Genomic DNA, 18707 nt, shown 5'->3' with positions numbered 1-18707 from the left:
ATTGTCAAATCCTGCCGGATGATCCTTCCCAAACTTCCTCGATTATCGAAATCGTCCGCCTATCGCATCCTGTCTCCGTACTCGAGACGAGGCTTCCATGAGCACGCTTCAACCCGCCCTCAACGCCGCAGCCGCCACCAACTTTCCCGCGCCCGCCGCTCGGGCGGTGCCCGCGAAAACCTGGATCGCGGTGATCGGCGCCACGCTCGGCGCCTTCATGGCGGTGCTGAACATCCAGATCGTCAACGCCTCGCTCGCCGACATCCAGGGTGCGATCGGCGCCGGCATCGATGACGGCGGCTGGATCTCGACCTCCTATCTGATCGCCGAGATCGTGGTGATTCCGCTGTCGGGCTGGCTCGCGCAGGTCTTCTCGATCCGCATCTATCTGCTCACCAATGCGATCCTGTTCCTGGCTCTGTCCGCAGCCTGCGCGCTGGCGCAGGATCTGTCGCAGATGATCGTTCTGCGCGCCATCCAGGGCTTCACCGGCGGCGTGCTGATCCCGATGGCTTTCACGCTGATCATCATGCTGCTGCCGCGCGGCAAGCAGCCGGTGGGCCTCGCGCTGTTCGCGCTGTCGGCGACGTTCGCGCCGGCGATCGGCCCGACCATCGGCGGCTATCTCACCGAGAATTTCGGCTGGCAGTACATCTTCTACGTCAATTTGGTGCCTGGCGCGATCATGGTCGGCATGCTCTGGTACGCGCTCGAGGCCAAGCCGATGAAGCTGTCCCTCCTGCGCGATGGCGACTGGGCCGGCATCATCACCATGGCGATCGGCCTCTCCGCGCTCCAGACCGTGCTGGAGGAAGGCAACAAGGACGACTGGTTCGGCTCACCCTTCATCGTCAAGCTGTCGATCATCGCCGCCGTGGCGCTGACCGCCTTCCTCATCATCGAGCTCACGGTGAAGAAGCCGCTGTTGAACCTGCGCCTGCTCGTTCGCCGCAATTTCGGCTTCGGCATGCTCGCGAACTTCCTGCTCGGCATCGCGCTGTACGGCTCCGTGTTCATCCTGCCGCAATATCTGGCGCGCATCCAGGGCTACAATGCCGAGCAGATCGGCATGGTGCTGGCCTGGACCGGGTTGCCGCAGCTCGTGCTGATCCCGCTGGTACCGCGCCTGATGCAGCGCTTCGACGCGCGGATCATCATCGGCATCGGCTTTGCGCTGTTTGCGGCGTCCAATTTCATGAACATCTATATGACCAACGACTACGCCGCCGACCAGCTGCTGTGGCCGAACGTCGTTCGCGCGATCGGCCAGGCACTGGTCATGGCGCCGCTGTCGGCCGTGGCAACCGCTGGCATCGAAGCGGAGAATGCGGCCTCGGCTTCCGGCCTGTTCAACATGATGCGCAATCTCGGCGGCGCCGTCGGCATCGCGCTGCTCCAGACCGTGCTGACCAAGCGCGAGCAGTATCACTCCAACGTGCTGATGCAGTCGGTCTCGGTGTTCGAGCAGGCGACGCGCACGCGGCTGGAGCAACTCACCCAGTTTTTCGTCAACCACGGTGTCCTCGACCATGCCGACGCCGCGCATCGCGCCTATGTCGCGATCGGCCGCATCGTGCAGAAGCAGGCCTATGTCCTCGCCTTCAGCGACACATTCTATCTGCTCGGCATGGCGCTGATCGTGGCGCTGCTCGCCGTGCTCTTCCTGAAGAAGCCCGGCCAGACCTCGGCCGGTGGTGCCCACTGATTTCAACCCAGCAAGCAAGGAGAACGACCATGAAGCCCCGTATGAACTTCTACCAGGCCGCACCCGACACCATGAAGGCGCTGATGGCGCTGGAAGAGCAGATCCAGTCGACCGGCCTGGAGAAATCGCTGATCGAGCTCGTCAAGATCAGGGCCTCGCAGATCAACGGTTGCGCCTTCTGCATCAACATGCACACCGAGGACGCGCGCAAGCGCGGCGAGACCGAGCAGCGCATCTACCTGCTCAATGCCTGGCGCGAATCCCCGCTCTATACCGAGCGCGAGCGCGCCGCGCTGGCCTGGACGGAAGCCGTAACGTTGATCTCAGAGACGCACGCGCCGGACGACGTCTACGCGCAGGTTCGCGCGCAATTCTCCGACGCGGAGACGGTAAACCTGACCATGCTGATCGGAGCCATCAATGCCTGGAACAGGATCGCGATCGCGTTCCGCGCCGTGCATCCGGTGAAGGTGAAGGCGTCGGTGGCGTGAGTTGGCCCAACAGAACGTTCACGTCTCTGTGGAGACAGCCCCTCAGCCCACCCTCTCCCCGTAAGAACAGGGCGAGGGAGTGAGAGAGCAGTGCATCCCTCACAGCAGCAATTCAGGTTCGACGTCCCTCGAGATATGCTGAACCTCTCCCCGCTCGTCCGCGGGGAGAAGTCGGATCGCTTAGCGATCCGGGTGAGGGGCAAGGCAATACGTGGCCGAGCGAAAAGTCCGTCCAGCTCGCAATAGCCTTAAACCGCCGTCGCCTTGGCGAACTCCACGTAGATCTCGCGCAGCCGCCTTGCCATCGGACCGGGCTTGCCGTCGGCGATCGTCTTGCCGTCGATGGCGACCACCGGCTGCACGAAGGAGGATGCGCTGGTGATGAACGCCTCTTTGGCGGCGAGCGCCTCGGCAACCGTGAAGGACCGCTCCTCGACACGAAGCTGACGCTCCTCGGCAAGCGCGATCACGGCCTTGCGGGTGCAGCCCGGCAGGATCGTGTTGGAGTTCTTGCGGGTGACGATGACGTCGTCCTTGGTCAGGATGAACGCCGAGGACGAGCCGCCCTCGGTCACATAGCCGTCTTGCAGCATCCAGGCTTCGCCCGCACCGGCTTCAGCCGCGGCCTGCTTCGCCAGCACTTGCGCCAGCAGCGCGACGCTCTTGATGTCGCGGCGCTCCCAGCGGATGTCGGGTACCGTGATCACGTTGATGCCGGTCTTTGCGACGGGAGCGTTGATGATGTCCTTCTCCGAGGTGAACATCACCAGGCTCGACTTGACGTCGCCCTTGGGGAATGGGAAGTCGCGGCCCTTGTCGGCGCCGCGCGTGACCTGGAGGTAGACGAGGCCGTTCACGAGCTTGTTGCGCGCGATCAGCTCCTTCTGCAGCTCGGTGATGCGTTCGATCGTCTCCGGCAGCCTCAAGCTGATCTCGCCGACCGAACGCTCCAGCCGGGCCAGATGCGAGGCGTTGTCGACCAGCTTGCCGTCGAGCACGGCGGAGACCTCGTAGATGCCGTCGGCGAACAGGAAGCCGCGATCGAGGACCGAGATTTTGGCTTCCGAGAGTGGGACGAATGAGCCGTTGACATAGGCGAGCGGGTCCAAGGCAGGTCTCCTGGCGGGAAAGGGGATTGGCGCGCTTATACGCCAGTTAGGGGGACGGATCACCCCTCTATTCGTCATTCCGGGGCGGCGCGAAGCGACGAGCCCGGAATCCATTTCGCCCGCGTACGCCGCCTGATGGATCCCGGGCTCGCGCTACGCGCGCCCCGGGATGACGACCGGTTAGTGGGAGAGAATCTTCGACAAGAACTTCTGCGCGCGGTCGCTGCGGGGCTTGCCGAAGAAATCGTCCTTCGCTGCGTCTTCGACGATCTCGCCGCGGTCCATGAAGATCACGCGGTTGGCGACCTTGCGGGCGAAGCCCATCTCGTGGGTGACGACCATCATGGTCATGCCCTCGCGGGCGAGATCGACCATGACGTCGAGCACCTCGCTGACCATTTCAGGATCGAGCGCCGAGGTCGGCTCGTCGAACAGCATCACGATCGGATCCATGGCGAGCGCGCGGGCGATGGCGACGCGCTGCTGCTGACCGCCGGAGAGCTGCGCCGGAAATTTCTGCGCCTGCTCTTTCAGTCCCACGCGCTCCAACAGCTGCATGCCTTTGGTCTGCGCCTTGTCATGCGACCGCCCCAGCACCTTCTCCTGCGCCAGGCAGAGATTGTCGATGATCTTGAGGTGCGGGAACAGCTCAAAGTGCTGGAACACCATGCCGACGCGCGAACGCAGCTTCGGCAGATTGGTCTTGGGATCGTTGACCTTGGTGCCGTCGACCAGGATGTCGCCGCTCTGGAACGGCTCCAGCGCATTGACGCATTTGATCAGCGTCGACTTGCCCGAGCCGGAGGGGCCGCAGACCACGACCACCTCGCCCTTGGTGACGCTGGTGGTGCAGTCGGTCAGCACCTGGAAACTCGGGCTGTACCATTTGTTGACGTGGCTGATTTCGATCATGCGGCTAGCCCTAACGAATGATGGCGATGCGCGCCTGGAGCCGGCGGACGCCGTAGGACGCGATACAGGAAATGGTGAAGTAGACGACTGCTGCGAACAGATACATTTCGACGAGGCGCCCGTCGCGCTGTGCCACCTTGCTCGCCGCGCCGAGGAAGTCCGTGATCGAGAGGACGTAGACCAGCGAGGTGTCCTGGAACAGCACGATGGTCTGCGTGATCAGCACCGGGAGCATGTTGCGGAAGGCCTGCGGCAGCACGACGTAGCGCATGGTCTGGGCGTAGGTCAGCCCCAGCGCGCTGGCCGCGGCCGGCTGTCCGCGCGAGATCGACTGGATGCCCGCACGCATGATCTCGGAGAAGTACGCCGCCTCGAACATGATGAAGGTGATGAGCGAGGACGCGAACGCGCCGACGCTGATCGGGCGCGAGGCACCGGTCAGCCACTGCCCGATGTAAGGCACCAGGAAGTAGAACCAGAAGATCACCAGCACCAGCGGCAGCGAGCGCATGAAGTCGACATAGACGCCGGCGATCCGGCCGAGCAGCTTGAAGCCGGAGAGGCGCATCAGAGCGAGCGCCGTGCCGAAGATGAGGCCGCCGAGGGCTGCGAGGCCCGTCAACGTCAGGGTGAACGTCATGCCCTCGTAGAACAGATACGGCAGCGCGCGGCGGATGACGTCGAAATCGAGATTGCCGAACATCGCTTATTTCCCCGTGATGTAGCCGGGGATCGCGACCCAGCGCTCGAGGAAGCGCATCGCGGTGACGACGACGGCGTTGACGAGGAGGTAGAGGATGGTCGCGGCGGTGAAGGCCTCGAACACCTGGAACGAGAATTCCTGCATGGAGCGCGCCTGTCCGGTCAGCTCGAGCAGGCCGATGGTGATGGCGACCGCGGTGTTCTTGATGGTGTTGAGAAACTCAGAGGTCAAGGGCGGCAGGATGATGCGGAACGCCATCGGCAGCAGCACGTAGCGATAGCCCTGCACGGTGGTCAGACCCAGCGCGGTTGCGGCCATCTTCTGCCCGCGCGGCAGCGAACCGATGCCGGCCTGCAATTGCACGGCGACGCGGGCCGACATGAAGAAGCCGACGCCGATCGCAGCTGTCCAGAACGGCGCGTTCGGTAGCTGCTTCAACCAAGTGCCGGCGCCTCTTGGCAACAGTTCCGGCAGCACGAAGAACCACAGGAACAGCTGCACCAAGAGCGGCATGTTGCGGAAGAATTCGACATAGGCGAAGCCGAACCAGTTCGCCCCCTTCGACGGCAGCGTGCGCATGACGCCGACGATCGAGCCGGTGATCAGCGCGATCACCCAAGCCAGCGCCGCGGTCTTGAGGGTCAGCGCCAAACCCGACAGCAGCATGTCGAGATAGGTGCCGGTCCCCATCGGGTTCGGCTGGAAAAAGATTCCCCAGTTCCAGTTGTAGTTCACGTGTCCCCCCGCGCGAACATCACAGCTTAGGCTGGATGAGACCACATCAAATTGCAACGGCGCAGTCGGTGCGCCCCCTCGCCCCGCTTGCGGGGAGAGGGTTGGGGTGAGGGGGCCCCTCCGCAAGGGAGGTGATTGTAGGACTCGCGGAGAGCCCCCTCACCCGGAATTCAAGCTGCGCTTGAATTCCGGCCTCTCCCCGCAAGCGGGGAGAGGCGAAACGTGCTGTGCCACTAATGCAACGAACGGGCCATCGCATTCACAGCGACAGTATATTCTACTTGTAGTCGTCCGGGTTCGGCGAGTCCGTCGGCTTGGCGAACTCGTTCTTCAGCTCGGCCGAGATCGGCGTATTGAGGTTCAGGCCCTTTGGCGGGATCTTCTGGGTGAACCACTTGTTGTAGATCTTCTCCGCCTCGCCCGAGGTATAGAGCGCAGCGGTTGCCGCATCGACCACCTTCTTGAAGGCGGGGTCATCCTTGCGCAGCATGATGCCGTAGGGCTCGGGCTTGGAGAACGCGTCCTTGGAGACGGTGTAGTCATCCGGGTTCTTCGAGCCGGCGACGAGGCTGGCGAGCAGGATATCGTCCATCACGAAAGCGACCGCGCGGTCGGTCTCGACCATCAGGAAGGCTTCGGCGTGGTCCTTGGCGGGGATGATGTTGGCGCCGAGGCTCTTGGCGACGTTGGCCTCGGTGAGCTGCTTGATGTTGGTGGTGCCGGCGGTCGAGACCACGGTCTTGCCCTTGAGGTCATCGATCGACTTCAGGCCGCTCGACTTTTTGAAAACGTAGCGGCTGGCGGTCAGGAAGTGGGTGTTGGTGAAGGCGACCTGCTTCTGGCGCTCGGCATTGTTGGTGGTCGAACCGCATTCGAGGTCGATGGTGCCGTTGGCCATCAGCGGAATGCGTGTCGCCGAGGTCACCGGGTTGAGCTTGACCTCGAGCTTGTCGAGCTTGAGCTCCTTCTTCACGGCGTCGACGATCTTGTAGCAGATGTCCATCGCGAACCCGACGGGCTTCTGGTTGTCGTCGAGATAGGAGAATGGGATCGAGGAGTCGCGGAAGCCCAGCGTGATCGCGCCGGTGTCCTTGATGTTCTTCAGCGTGCCGGTCAGCTCCTGGGCCCCGGCCTGGCTGACGGCGAAGGTCGCGGCGAGCGCGAGCCCGATGTGGCGGAAATGTTTCACTTTTCTCTTCCCCTTTCGGATGATGCGTCCCGGATGCAAGCACAAATCGAGCCGGATTAGAATGTAACTTTCGGCGGGATCAGCGGCTCAGGTTAACGCCGCCGGCAGTTCGCCGAGATCCCAGAACAGCCCGGCCATCACCGTCAAGGCCTCTTCGGTCAATGGCAGCAGGATGTGCTCATTGGGCGCATGCTGGGAGCAGCCAGGATAGGAGTGCGGGACCCAGATCGTCGGCAGGCCCAGGATCTCGGAGAACACGTCATTGGGCAGCGAGCCGCCAAAGTTCGGCAGCACGGCCGGCGCCTTGCCTGTGGTCTCCTGCACCGAATCCGCCGCCCATTTGATCCAGGGGCTATCGAAATCGGTGCGCGATGCAGCAAAGCTCTGCGCCGCCCGGACCTCGACCATGGGAAAACCCTTCTGGACCAGATGCGCGCGAATCGCCTCGATCAGCCCGTCAATTTTGGTGCCGACCACGAAACGCAGTTGCAGCACGGCGTTGGCGTGGCCGGGAATGGCATTCGCCGGCTTCTCGATATTGCCCGACGACATCGCCAGCACTTCCAGCGTGTTCCAGGCGTAGAGCCGTTCGGCCGCCGACAATCCCTCCTCGCCCCAATTCTCGGCCAGCGCCGGCTCGTCCGCTGTCGGCACCACCTGCACGTCGGCGAGATAGCTGCGGATCTGGTTGGTGAGCCGCGGCGGCTTCAAGGCATCGAGCTGGAGACGGCCGTGGCCATCGACCAGCGTCGAGATCGCGTTGACCAGGATGGTCGCGGGGTTGGCGAGCACGCCGCCCCAATTACCGGAATGGTGCCCGCCGTCGCGCAGGTTCAAGTCGAGGTGGATGCGGATGCCGCCACGGCAGCCGAGAAAGAGCGTCGGCCGGTCGGCGGATAGGCGCGGGCCGTCCGAGGCCATGAACAGGTCGGCCTTGAGCGCATCGCGATGGAGATCGCAGACCTTGCCGAGATCAGGCGAGCCGATCTCCTCGCCCATCTCGACGATGAACTTGGCATTGAAGCCGAGCTTGCCGCCGCGGGCGTCACGCACCGCACGGAGTGCCGCCATGTTGATGCTGTGCTGGCCCTTGTTGTCGGCGGTGCCGCGGCCGTAGAGGCGCGTCCCCGCAACCGTCGTGCGCCAGGGGTCGCGCCCCTCGCGCCACTCGCCCTCCATGCCGTCGACCACGTCGCCATGGCCGTAGATCAGCACGGTCGGCGCAGACGCGCTCTCGTGATGCTCGGCGAACAGGAATGGTGCTTTGCCGCTCGGGGATTCGACGATGCGGCTGGAAAAATCGAGCGCGGCAAAAGCCGGCTGCATCTCGTGCTCCAGATAGGCGCGCAGCTCGGCGCCGCGCGCCGGATTCTGGCTCTCGGTCTTGTAGGCGACGCGGCGGTCGAGTTCAGCGAGGAACGCGCCGGACTTGAAATCCTCACGGGCGCGGGCGATGGCGTCGGCTCTGGTCATTGCTTTCGTTTTCAAGGTTTCGACGCTGGCGAACGTAGCGGGCTACATAGGCCGTCGGAAGCGGCGGGGAGTTGGATCGTTCTTGGGCAGTTCTTGTGCTTTCGTTCTTGCTCTCTTGAGATTGGCTTGCCGACCGCGGCAGCACCGCAGATTTTGACCTTGCCAGTCCCCAAAGATATGCAAGAACTTCGCCAGATTGGGGCGCACATCTATCATTCGAAGAGCGCTCAGTACAGGGCGCCGAGGGGACCAGCATGGCCAAACAGATCAGGCTCAACGCCTTTGCGATGAATTGCGTCGCACACCAGTCACCGGGCCTGTGGACCCATCCGCGCGACCGCACCGCCGACTATAACCGCCTGCCCTACTGGATCGATCTCGCCAAGACGCTGGAGCGCGGCCGTTTCGACGGGCTGTTCCTGGCGGACGTGCTCGGGGTCTACGATGTCTATGGCAACAGCCCTGACGCAGCCTTGCGCAATGCAGCACAGACGCCGTCAAACGAGCCGCTGCTGCTGCTCTCGGCGATGGCCGCGGTGACGCAAAATCTCGGTTTCGGCGTCACCAGCAATCTATCCTTCGAGCCGCCCTACCCGTTCGCGCGGCGGATGTCGACGCTCGACCATCTCACCGAGGGGCGGATCGGCTGGAACGTCGTCACCGGCTATCTCGACAGCGCCGCGCGCGGCGCCGGCAAGGACAAGCAGACCGGGCACGACGACCGCTACGACATCGCCGACGAATATATGGAGGTCGTCTACAAGCTCTGGGAAGGCAGCTGGGAGGATGGCGCCGTGCTGCGCGATCGGTCACGAGGCATCTTCACCGATCCCGCAAAAGTTCATCGCGTCAATCATGAGGGCGCGAACTACCGTATCAACAACACCATTCACCTCAGCGAGCCGTCACCGCAGCGCACGCCCGTGCTGTACCAGGCCGGCACCTCGCCGCGCGGCCGGCAGTTCGCCGCGCGCCATGCCGAATGCGTGTTCATGTCGGGGCCATCGGCCAAGGTGATCGCGCCGCGCGTCTCCGCGATCCGCCAGGAGGCTGCCGCGCTTGGCCGCAATCCGGCGGAGATCCTGATGTTCTCGATGATGACGATCATCCTCGGGCGGACTGAGGCAGAGGCGAAGGAAAAATACGCCGACTACCGCCGCCACATCAGCCCCGAGGGCGCGCTCGCCCTGATGTCGGGATGGACCGGCGTCGACTTCTCCGGCTACGACCTCGACCAGCAAGTGCGCCACGTCCAGAACGACGCCGGCCGCAGCGCGATGGATAACGTCACCCGCGCTGATCCTGATCGCATCTGGACCGTGCGCGACGTCATCGCGCATGTCGGCATCGGCGGCGCCGGTCCGGTCGTGGTCGGCACGCCGGAGATGGTCGCGGACAAGATCGAGGACTGGTTCGAGGCGACCGACGTCGACGGGCTCAACGTCGCGTTCGCGATCTCGCCCGGCGATTTCGAGGACATCGCCGACATGCTGGTGCCGGAGCTGACCCGCCGCGGGCGGTACAAGAGCGAGTATGCGAAAGGCACGCTGCGGGAGAAGCTATTCGGCGGCGGGCGTGCAAGGCTCGACGCGCCGCATCCGGCGGCGGGGTATCGGGTGGGGAGGAAGGGGTAGGCTGCCTCCTCCTCGTCATTGCGAGCGAAGCGAAGCAATCCAGGCTTTCACCTCGGAGGGATTCTGGATTGCTTCGTCGCAAGTGCTGACGGTGGACAGAGCCAGCCCTACACCTTCCCGTCCACCATCACCTCGATCAGCTTCGTCCCCGGCCGGCTGAACGCCGACGCCAGCGTCGCCTTCAATTCACGGGGATCGCTGATCTTGATCGCCTCGCAGCCGAGCGCCTTGGCAACGCCGGCGAAATCCACCGGCGGATCGACAAAATCCATGCCGACGTAATTGTCGTCGCCGTGGAAGGCGAGCAGCCGCTGCTTGATGATGCGATAGCCGCCATTGTTGGCGATGACGACGTTGAGCGGCAGCTTGTGGTGGGCCGCGGTCCAGAGCACCTGGATCGAGTACATCGCGCTGCCGTCGCCCGAAAAGCACACGACGGGACGATTAGGATTGGCAATGCTGGCGCCGACGGATGCCGGCAGGCCCCAGCCGATGCCGCCTGAAGCAAGGCCGTGATAGCCATAGCGGTCGCGGTGCGGCCGCAGCGCCGTCACTTGGCGGCTGGAGGTCAGGCCTTCGTCGACGAGGATGGCATGATCGGGCATCGCCTCGACCGTTTGCAGCACCAGGAAGTCGGGATCGATCGGCGCGCGGCCAGCGCTCTTGCTGATCTGCTCGACCAGCGCGGCGCGGCGCGCGGTCCAGTTCTTCGGCGCGAGCTCGGCGAGGCGCTGTTTCGCGCGGCTAGCAAGTGTCGCGCCGCCCATCTCCTTCAGCACCGGGATCAGCGCGCGCAGCGTTTCCTTCAAATCCGCCTTCAGCGCGATCTCGGCGCCATAATTCTTGGCGATCTCCCAATCGACCAGACCGATCTGCACCATGCCAAGGCCCTCAGGCAGCGCATCCACTTCGCTATAGACCGACATGCGCAAGGGATCGCCGCCGAGCGCGATCAGCAGATCGTACGGTGCAAGCGTATCGCGCGCGGTTTTTTGTACACGCGCGAGCGTGCCGACGAAGCTCGGGCTCTCCGAGAGGAAGTGCGAGCCATAGGGCGTCGAGGATTGGTAAGCGGCCGCGCCGAGCAGCTCGGCGAGTTCAGCTGCCTCCTTCAACGCGTCGCTCTTCACCACCTCGTCCATGGTGACGATGACAGGACGCTCGGCCTTCAGTAACCGCGCGGCAAAGGTCTTCAACGCCTCCTCCGACGGCTTGACGCGCGCGTCGATGCGGGTGGAGCGGCCGAGATCGATCCCGGCTTCGCTGTTGAGGATGTCGCCGGGCAGCGAAATGAACACCGGCCCGGTCGGCGGCGTGGTCGCGACCTTGGCGGCGCGGCGCACAATGCGCGGCAGGTCCTCCAGCCGCGTCACCTCGACCGCCCATTTCACCAGCGGCTCGGCCATGCGCACCAGCGGCCCATAAAGCACCGGCTCCATCAGGCCGTGGCCCTGCTCCTGCTGGCCCGCGGTCAGGATCATCGGTGTGCCCGTGAACTGGGCGTTATAGAGCGAGCCCATGGCGTTGCCGAGGCCGGGCGCGACGTGAACGTTGCAGGCGACGAGCCTGCCCGAGGCGCGGCTGTAACCGTCGGCAATCGCGACCACCAGGCTCTCCTGCATCGCCATCACATAGGTGAGATCAGGATGATCCTTCAGCGCATGCATGATCGGCAATTCGGTGGTGCCGGGATTGCCGAACAGGTGCGTGATGCCCTCGTCCTTGAGCAGCGCGAGAAAGGCGGATCGGCCGGTGATCTTGTTCTTCATGTTTCCTCCAGGAGCGGACGTTGCCGCAAGGACTTAAGGCATGATGGCCGAAGCCAGAGGAGGCGCGCAAGGAAGCGCGGTCATGGCTGCGTTGCGTGGAAGCCCCACTCTCGTGTCCCGGACGCGACGCAGCGCATAGCGCTGCGGCGCAGAGCCGGGACCCAGACTAGCGGCGAGTTCGCCGAGGCATGAGCCCCGGCTCAGCAGCGCACCGCCGCACCGGACGATGCTTCGCATCGCCGGGGAGGCGCTGCGTCCGGGGCACGAGAGCGGAGGGCGCGGCTCGCGCTACATCTCCTCTCGCCCCAGCTCGAATGGATCCTCGCCGCCCGCGCGCTTCTTCTTTTTCGAGCGCTGCCAGACCACGCCGGGAAAGCCTTTCAGCGGCACCAGGGGTTCGCCCGTATAGGCCCATTCCTGCTGCTCTTCGATCGCAATGTGATAGAGCGGCTGACGGCCGGTGCGTTCGCTAAACAGCGCGCGGGGAATGTTAACCATGTGCGGCCCGCGTGGACGTTCGTACATGACTGGCGTGCCGCAATGCGAGCAGAAGCTGCGCGCGGTCTTGGTCATCTTGTCCTCGTAGCGGGTCAGCGCGGTCTTGCCTGAGGTGATGCGAAAGCGCTTCTTCCAGCTTCCGACATAGGTGGCATAAGCCGCTCCATGGGCGCGCCGGCTGGCGGCAGAATGATCGTGCCAGGCCCAGCGCGCGGGAACGTCGATCTCGAAGGTGACCTTGCCGCAGAGGCATTGGCCGGTGGCTATCCCTGCGGCGGCTGCGGCTTTGGACATGGTGTCTCCTGGATGTCGTTAGGAAGTCGACAATACACGATCGTCATTCCGGGGCGCGACGAAGTCGCGAACCCGGAATCCATTGGACGGCAAGCCAGGACGTTAGATGGATTTCGGGTTCGATGCTCGCATCGCCCCGGAATGACGGGCGAGATCAGGCCGGCGCCAGCTCGTCGTAAACCGGATAGTCCGTATATCCCTTCTCCTCGCCGCCGTAGAACGTCGCGCGGTTGTACGGCGTGATCGGATAGTCGTGCTCCAGGCGCCGCGGCAGATCCGGATTGGAGATGAAGATGCGGCCGAAAGCGATGATGTCGGCATGGCCCTCGGCGATCGCCGCATTCGCGGTCTCGCCGGTGAAGCCGCCGGCGGTCATCAGCACGCCGCTGTAGAGTGGGCGGAACAGCACCATCGCCGACGGCACGTTCTCCCAGTGGACATCGGCGCGGCCCGCGCCGCTCGAGCGCGGTTCGATGAAATGCAGATAGGCCAGACCGAGCTTGTCGAGCGCCTTCACCACATGCGTGTAGAGTGGCATCGGATCGGGCTCGCCGGAATCATTGGCGATACCATGGGGCGACAGCCGTACGGCGACGCGGTTCGCTCCCCAGACATCGATCGCGGCCTGCGTGACCTCGAGCAGAAGGCGCGCGCGGTTCTCGATCGAACCGCCATATTGATCGGTGCGCTGGTTGCTGCGCGATTGCAGGAATTGCTCGAGCAGATAGCCGTTGGCGCCATGGATTTCGACGCCGTCGAAGCCCGCGGCCAGTGCGTTCTTCGCACCTTGGCGGAACGCCTCGATGATGTCCTTGATCTCCTCGGTCTCCAGCGCGCGTGGCGTCTCGTAATCGGCGATCTTGCCGTCGGCCGTCATCGCCTTCATGCCTTCGGCCTTGATCGGGATAGCCGAAGCCGACACCGGCAGCGCACCGCCGTGGAAAGAAGAGTGCGAGACGCGGCCGACATGCCAGAGCTGGAGGAAGATGATGCCGCCCTTGGCATGCACGGCATCGACCACCTTGCGCCAGCCCGCGACTTGCGCCTCCGAATAGATGCCTGGTGTCGCCGGGTTGCCGCGGCCGTGCGAGAGCACCGGCGAGGCTTCGGCAATGATCAGGCCGCCTTTCGTCGCGCGCTGGCCGTAATATTCGGCGTTGAGGGGCCGTGGCGAAAAGCTCTCGCGCTCGGCCCGCATGCGCGTCAACGGCGCCATCGCCACGCGGTGTGCAAGCTTGTACGGACCGACTTGCAACGGTCGAAACAACACCTCGAATTTCATGTGGGCCCCGAACCTATGAAAGGACGCGGATCATATAGCGAGGGGCAGCGACCGGAAAAGGCGCCGCCCCACGAAAAGCAGATATTCCCTCCCGCGGAACACGGAAGGGATATGGATCTTAGGCGGTCTTGATCCAGACAGCCTTCACGTTGAGATATTCCTCGACGTGCTGCTTGCCGGATTCGCGGCCGTAACCGCTCATCTTGTAGCCGCCGAACGGCACGGCCGGATCCATCGCCTGGTAGCAGTTCACCCACACCGAGCCGGCGCGCAGGCGCTTCGCCACCGCATGGGCCTTGCTGACATCGCGCGTCCACAGGCCGGAGCCGAGGCCGAATGTGGTGTTGTTGGCGCGCTTGACCAGTTCGTCCATGTCCTTGAACGCGATCGCGGAGATGACGGGACCAAAAATCTCCTCCTGCGCGATGCGCATGTTGTCCTCAACACCTGCGAACACCGTCGGCGAGACGAAGAAGCCCTTCGACAGCGCGCCTTCGGTGACGCGTCCACCGCCGGCAAGCGCCTTTGCGCCTTCCTTCTGACCGATGTCGAGATAGCCGGTGACGCGTTCGAGCTGCTGCTCGGAGACCAGCGGGCCGATCTGCACATTGGGATCGAGGCCGTTGCCGACCTGCAGCTTCTTGCCGAACTCGGCGACGCGGCCGACGAACTCGTCATAGATCGCCTGCTCGACGAACAGGCGCGTGCCGGCGCTGCAGATCTGCCCCGAATTGGCGAACACCGCCATCGCGGCACCCGGTACGGCAGCATCGAGATCGGCATCCGCGAACACGATGTCCGGCGACTTGCCGCCGAGCTCGAGCGACACGCGCTTGAGGTTGCCGGCGGAGGCGCGGATGATCGATTGGCCGGTGACATGCGAGCCGGTGAAGGCGACCTTGTCGACGTCGTGATGCGAAGCGAGCGCCGCGCCCGCGGTCTCGCCATAGCCTGGCACGACGTTGATGACGCCGGGCGGCACGCCGGCTTCCATCGCGAGCTCGGCGATGCGCAGCGAAGTCAGCGGTGCTTCTTCGGCAGGCTTGAGCACCACGGTGCAGCCGGTCGCGATCGCCGGGCCGATCTTCCAGATCGTCGCGGTGAGCGGGCCGTTCCAGGGAATGATGGCGCCGACGACGCCGACTGGCTCCTTCAACGTGTAGGAGAAGATCTCGCCGGGCAGCGAGTTCTCGATGGTCTCGCCGTGGATCGCGGTGGTCTGGCCGGCGTAATAGCGCAGCATGCCGAGAGCGCGCAGGCGATAGGCGCGGGTGCGGCTGAGCGGGGCGCCCATGTCTAGCGTGTCGAGCTGCGACAATTCGTCGAAATTCTTCTCGACGAGGTCGGCGAGCCTGAGCAGCAGGTTCTGCCGCTCGAACGGCTTGACCCTGCTCCAGGGCCCCTCGAAGGCGCGACGGGCGGCGGCAACCGCGCGGTCGATGTCTTCCTTGTCGCCCTCGGCGACCGTTGCGAGCAGCTCGCCGGTTGCGGGATTGCGGGTCTCGAAGCGTTTGCCGGAGGCGGCGTCGACCCACTTCCCGTCGATCAGCATCTGCTTGTAGGACCCGTTTGCGAACGGATGGCGCGTGATCGGAATTGCCTGCGACACAGCCATGGCTGCACTCCCTGTCAGATTATTGATTGGCTCGATCTGGGCGGGATCGTTCGATCGAGGATACAGCCGTGGCAGATAGGCGTAAAGGCAGCGCGAAACGAAGACCTCCCATGCCGACTTGTGCAGGGTCGCACTGCTGCCATGTTATAGCTCGACGAGAGTCCTCCACGGAGACGATCCATGTCACATCCCGCCATCGTCAAAGACAATGTTGCCGTAATCACGGGTGGCGCGTCCGGCATCGGATTTGCCGCCGCCATCGCCTTTGCGCGCGCCGAGATGAAGGTGTGTATCGCGGATGTCGACGAGACACGGTTGGCAGAAGCTGCAACAAAACTGTCATCGGTCACGGTTGCCGCAAACGTGATGACCTTGGCCGTCGATGTCGGCAAGGTCGAGAGCATGACGGAACTGGAGCGCGCGGTACGCGAGCGGTTCGGCGGGACCGACATCCTCATGAACAATGCCGGCATCCAGCCGGGCAGCACCCTGTTCGGCGAGCCCGACAATTGGCAGCGCATCATCGACGTCAACATGTGGGGCATCATCAACGGCTCGCGGATCTTCGCGCCGAACATGATCGCACGCGGCAGGTGCGGCCTCATCATCAACACCGGCTCCAAGCAGGGCATCACCACGCCGCCGGGCGATCCCGCCTACAATGTCTCGAAGGCCGGCGTTAAAGCGTTCACCGAGGCTCTCCAGCACGAGCTGCGCAACACAAAGGACTGTCGCGTTACAGCACATTTGTTGATCCCGGGCTTCGTCTTCACTGGCCTGACCGCAAAGGGACGCACCGAGAAGCCGGCCAGCGCCTGGACGCCGGAGCAGACGGTCGATTTCATGCTGGCGCGGCTGGAGGGCGGCGATTTCTACATTCTTTGTCCGGACAATGACGTGCCGCGCGCGCTCGACGAGAAGCGTATGCTCTGGGCCGTCGGCGACATCGTCGAGAACCGCCCGCCATTGTCGCGCTGGCATCCGGACTACGCGGATGCGTTCAAGAAGTTCGTGGAGGCGGAGTAGCAATCAGAGCCTCATGGTGAGGAGCGCGCCCTTGCGCGCGTCTCGAACCAATGCAGGCCCGGCTGGGGCCTCTATCCTTCGAGACGCCCGCTTTCGGCGGGCTCCTCAGGATGAGGGGTTGCAGTATTCACGCCGCGACAAGTTCGCGCAAACGCCCTACAACGTCTCTTGCTTATGCCCGCAGTTCTTGCACGCGAACTTGACCCGGGTCTGCCCCTTCTCCGCCTGCACACGGTTCGGCGCGCCGCATTTGCCGCAGACGGCCTCGATGCGGGTCGTGCCCTGCTTGACGACGATGGTCTTCTTTTCCATCGATTCGCGGATCAGGCGTTCGGCCTCCTCGCGCAGGGACTGTTTCGACAAAGCTCATCTCCGCCTCTGGAAAGCGCGAGAGCCATATCGCACCTGCATTCGAAGCACAATGCGTGATGAAGACCGCGGGCCCGTCAAGACGTCATTCCGGATAACTGCCGGACGTAAGAGCGGCGGAGTATGTGCTCCGCCGCTCATGGTCGTAGCCGGCGGCGCTCAAGCTGCCTTGGAAACCTCCATCAGCAGCCGCTCGGCCTTTGCGTCCTCGATGCGGTTCACCAGCCGGCTGCTCTCGTGATTGTCGCGCACGGTCTTGGTTAGGGTGATGCAGGTCTGGATCAGCATAACGATGCCCATGGTGAGATAGCCTTTCATCCAGAGGTCGATCGGCAGGAAGAAGACGCCGACAGCCACGAGGAACGCGGAGGCTGCGAAGGACACGTAAGTAAAAGTCACCCAGGCGCTGCTGTGGGGCTGGCCGTTCTGGTTCATGATGGTCTCCTGTTGGTTCGAATGATGGTCGGATTGTGAGATCAGGCCGCCGGCGGATGCTTGGACTTCAATCGCGCCAGCACATCGTCCGCAGTCGTCTTCAGCCGCGGGCCAAAGCCCTGCTCGGCGAGTCTCTCGGCGGTGGCGAGCGGACCGGTAGCCGCATCGAGCTCGACCAGCGCATCGTCGGCGGCCTGGGCCTCCATCTGCCGCTCACGCAGCCGCCGCAAGGTGCTCTCCGCCTCCGGCAGCGTGGATTCGTAAGGACGTGCCGCCTCGATGCCGCTGCGGCGAAGCGAACGCACCGCCTCCGAGGCTCGGGCCACACGACGGCCGCGATCGAGATCGGTGATGCGCGCCTCCGCGCTCGCGACGTGCCGCTTCAACCGCGCGATCTCGGTCGCGAACAAGGCGCGAGCCGTCATCGCCGCGTCGCGGTCGGCCTCCAAGCCCGCGATGGCTTCGGCGGCGTCCCTGGCAAGATCCTCACGGCCGCCTTCGAGCGCGGCAACCGCGCGCGTCTCGAGATCGGCGATGCGGGCGACGGTCGCCTCGAGCTTGCGGCCCTCCTGCTGATCCTGTGCGATTGCCAGCGCCAGCGTCCGCTTGCTGCGTTCGACGGCGGCGGCTGCATCGCGCATCTGTTGGTCGAGGATCAGAAGGGCCGTGCGGTCTTCCAGCTCCTCGCCCGCGGCGGCCACGCTGCCGCGGAAAAGCGTCACGACGGTCTTGAACATTGGCAACTCCCTGTTATGAGCATTGCTCACAAGAGCTTTGTAGCAGAGACCTTGAACATCGTTCAATAAATATTTGAGCAACGCTCAAGAATTTGGTTTGGAATGACTAAAGCTCTGGAACGTCGAGAGAAATTGCGGGTCGACCTGATCCAGGCGGCCGAGCAGATGATCGCTGAGCGGGGGTTGGCGGGTCTGAAAACCCGCGATTTGGCCCGCGAGATCGGCTGCGCTAATGGCGCGGTCTACAATCTCGTCACCGACGTGGACGAGCTGATCCTGCGCGTCGGCTCGCGCACGTTGCTTCGCCTCGATGAGGCGCTCAGCGCGGCGGAAAGCGCGAGCGACCCGTCGCCACAGGAGACGCTGATCCGCATCGCGCTCGCCTATTGTGATTTCGCGGCCGAAAACCTCCAGCTCTGGCGCGCGCTGTTCGAGCACCGCATGGAAGCCGACAAGATCCTCCCCGATTGGTCCGTCAACGACCAGATGCAGCTGTTCCGCCACATCTACCAGCCGCTGGCCGTGCTGTTTCCCAAGCGCAGCCAGGAGGAGCTCGGCATCACCGCGCGCAGCCTGTTCTCGGCGGTGCACGGCATGGTGGCGCTGGGACTTGAGCAGAAGCTGGTCGCCGTTCCCCTGCCGGCGCTGCGCAAGGAAATCGCAACCCTCGTGCGCGCGATGATCGATGGGCTGGCCGCGCGCGGAGTGAAAAGGATCAGCGGCGCCTGACT

Annotated in this window: 18 protein-coding genes; 5 read left to right on the top strand and 13 right to left on the bottom strand. The window is 64.1% G+C overall.

The annotated features are described in order from the left end of the window. Window positions 1–97: 97 nt before the first annotated feature. Window positions 98–1705, top strand: a complete 1608-nt coding sequence (locus tag YU9_RS0114775; RefSeq protein ID WP_027573542.1) for an MDR family MFS transporter — start codon at window positions 98–100, stop codon at window positions 1703–1705. A gap of 29 nt (window positions 1706–1734) precedes the next feature. Beyond that, on the top strand, window positions 1735–2196 hold the full coding sequence (locus tag YU9_RS0114770; protein WP_027573541.1) for a carboxymuconolactone decarboxylase family protein: 462 nt from the start codon (window positions 1735–1737) through the stop codon (window positions 2194–2196). A gap of 248 nt (window positions 2197–2444) precedes the next feature. Here the strand turns inward: YU9_RS0114770 and YU9_RS0114765 are convergent, their stop codons facing one another. The 6 genes from YU9_RS0114765 to YU9_RS0114740 all read right to left on the bottom strand — a co-directional run bounded on the left by YU9_RS0114765 (window position 2445) and on the right by YU9_RS0114740 (window position 8317). Continuing rightward, on the bottom strand, window positions 2445–3305 hold the full coding sequence (locus YU9_RS0114765; protein WP_027573540.1) for a D-amino-acid transaminase: 861 nt from the start codon (window positions 3303–3305) through the stop codon (window positions 2445–2447). 180 nt (window positions 3306–3485) lie between these two features. Further along, the gene (locus tag YU9_RS0114760) at window positions 3486–4217 is read right to left on the bottom strand and encodes an amino acid ABC transporter ATP-binding protein (protein WP_027573539.1); all 732 of its coding nucleotides are present in this window, start codon (window positions 4215–4217) and stop codon (window positions 3486–3488) included. Window positions 4218–4227: 10 nt separating this feature from the next. Then, window positions 4228–4920, bottom strand: coding sequence for an amino acid ABC transporter permease (locus YU9_RS0114755; protein WP_027573538.1), 693 nt, complete (start codon window positions 4918–4920; stop codon window positions 4228–4230). Between the two features lie 3 nt (window positions 4921–4923). Further along, window positions 4924–5655: an amino acid ABC transporter permease gene (locus tag YU9_RS0114750; RefSeq protein WP_027573537.1), complete on the bottom strand. Its 732-nt coding sequence runs from the start codon at window positions 5653–5655 to the stop codon at window positions 4924–4926. Window positions 5656–5932: 277 nt separating this feature from the next. Beyond that, window positions 5933–6844 (bottom strand): amino acid ABC transporter substrate-binding protein, encoded by a 912-nt coding sequence (locus YU9_RS0114745; protein ID WP_027573536.1) that lies wholly within the window; start codon window positions 6842–6844, stop codon window positions 5933–5935. An 87-nt stretch (window positions 6845–6931) separates the two neighbouring features. Continuing rightward, window positions 6932–8317, bottom strand: coding sequence for a M20 family metallopeptidase (locus YU9_RS0114740; RefSeq protein ID WP_027573535.1), 1386 nt, complete (start codon window positions 8315–8317; stop codon window positions 6932–6934). A 254-nt stretch (window positions 8318–8571) separates the two neighbouring features. On the opposite strand from YU9_RS0114740, the gene YU9_RS0114735 reads away from it, so the two are divergent. Next, the gene (locus YU9_RS0114735; protein WP_027573534.1) at window positions 8572–9951 is read left to right on the top strand and encodes an LLM class flavin-dependent oxidoreductase; all 1380 of its coding nucleotides are present in this window, start codon (window positions 8572–8574) and stop codon (window positions 9949–9951) included. 107 nt (window positions 9952–10058) lie between these two features. Here YU9_RS0114735 and YU9_RS0114730 read toward each other — a convergent pair whose 3' ends face one another. The 4 genes from YU9_RS0114730 to YU9_RS0114715 form a co-directional block, all read right to left on the bottom strand. After that, the gene (locus YU9_RS0114730) at window positions 10059–11720 is read right to left on the bottom strand and encodes a thiamine pyrophosphate-binding protein (protein WP_027573533.1); all 1662 of its coding nucleotides are present in this window, start codon (window positions 11718–11720) and stop codon (window positions 10059–10061) included. 288 nt (window positions 11721–12008) lie between these two features. Next, window positions 12009–12512 carry a GFA family protein gene (locus YU9_RS0114725; protein WP_027573532.1) on the bottom strand — a complete coding sequence of 168 codons (504 nt, stop codon included), beginning with the start codon at window positions 12510–12512 and terminating at the stop codon, window positions 12009–12011. Window positions 12513–12666: 154 nt separating this feature from the next. Further along, window positions 12667–13794 carry an alkene reductase gene (locus tag YU9_RS0114720; RefSeq protein WP_027573531.1) on the bottom strand — a complete coding sequence of 376 codons (1128 nt, stop codon included), beginning with the start codon at window positions 13792–13794 and terminating at the stop codon, window positions 12667–12669. A 118-nt stretch (window positions 13795–13912) separates the two neighbouring features. Beyond that, window positions 13913–15409 carry an aldehyde dehydrogenase family protein gene (locus tag YU9_RS0114715; RefSeq protein ID WP_027573530.1) on the bottom strand — a complete coding sequence of 499 codons (1497 nt, stop codon included), beginning with the start codon at window positions 15407–15409 and terminating at the stop codon, window positions 13913–13915. Window positions 15410–15589: 180 nt separating this feature from the next. Between YU9_RS0114715 and YU9_RS0114710 the strand changes: the two genes are divergently transcribed. Next, complete coding sequence (locus YU9_RS0114710) at window positions 15590–16435, top strand: SDR family oxidoreductase (RefSeq protein ID WP_027573529.1); 846 nt, start codon at window positions 15590–15592, stop codon at window positions 16433–16435. Between the two features lie 156 nt (window positions 16436–16591). On the opposite strand, the gene YU9_RS0114705 is transcribed toward YU9_RS0114710, so the two are convergent. From YU9_RS0114705 to YU9_RS0114695, 3 genes are all read right to left on the bottom strand, one after another. Continuing rightward, complete coding sequence (locus YU9_RS0114705) at window positions 16592–16798, bottom strand: hypothetical protein (protein WP_025033895.1); 207 nt, start codon at window positions 16796–16798, stop codon at window positions 16592–16594. 165 nt (window positions 16799–16963) lie between these two features. Beyond that, entirely contained in the window at window positions 16964–17239 is a 276-nt protein-coding gene (locus YU9_RS0114700) for a YiaA/YiaB family inner membrane protein (RefSeq protein ID WP_027573528.1), read from the bottom strand. 41 nt (window positions 17240–17280) lie between these two features. Continuing rightward, complete coding sequence (locus tag YU9_RS0114695) at window positions 17281–17976, bottom strand: PspA/IM30 family protein (RefSeq protein WP_027573527.1); 696 nt, start codon at window positions 17974–17976, stop codon at window positions 17281–17283. A gap of 102 nt (window positions 17977–18078) precedes the next feature. Between YU9_RS0114695 and YU9_RS0114690 the strand changes: the two genes are divergently transcribed. Further along, window positions 18079–18705 carry a TetR/AcrR family transcriptional regulator gene (locus YU9_RS0114690; protein WP_027573526.1) on the top strand — a complete coding sequence of 209 codons (627 nt, stop codon included), beginning with the start codon at window positions 18079–18081 and terminating at the stop codon, window positions 18703–18705. The last annotated feature ends 2 nt before the right edge of the window (window positions 18706–18707 follow it).

The organism is Bradyrhizobium sp. WSM1743, assembly GCF_000473065.1.
Lineage (GTDB): Bacteria > Pseudomonadota > Alphaproteobacteria > Rhizobiales > Xanthobacteraceae > Bradyrhizobium.
This window is presented reverse-complemented; position numbering and strand designations above follow the sequence as displayed.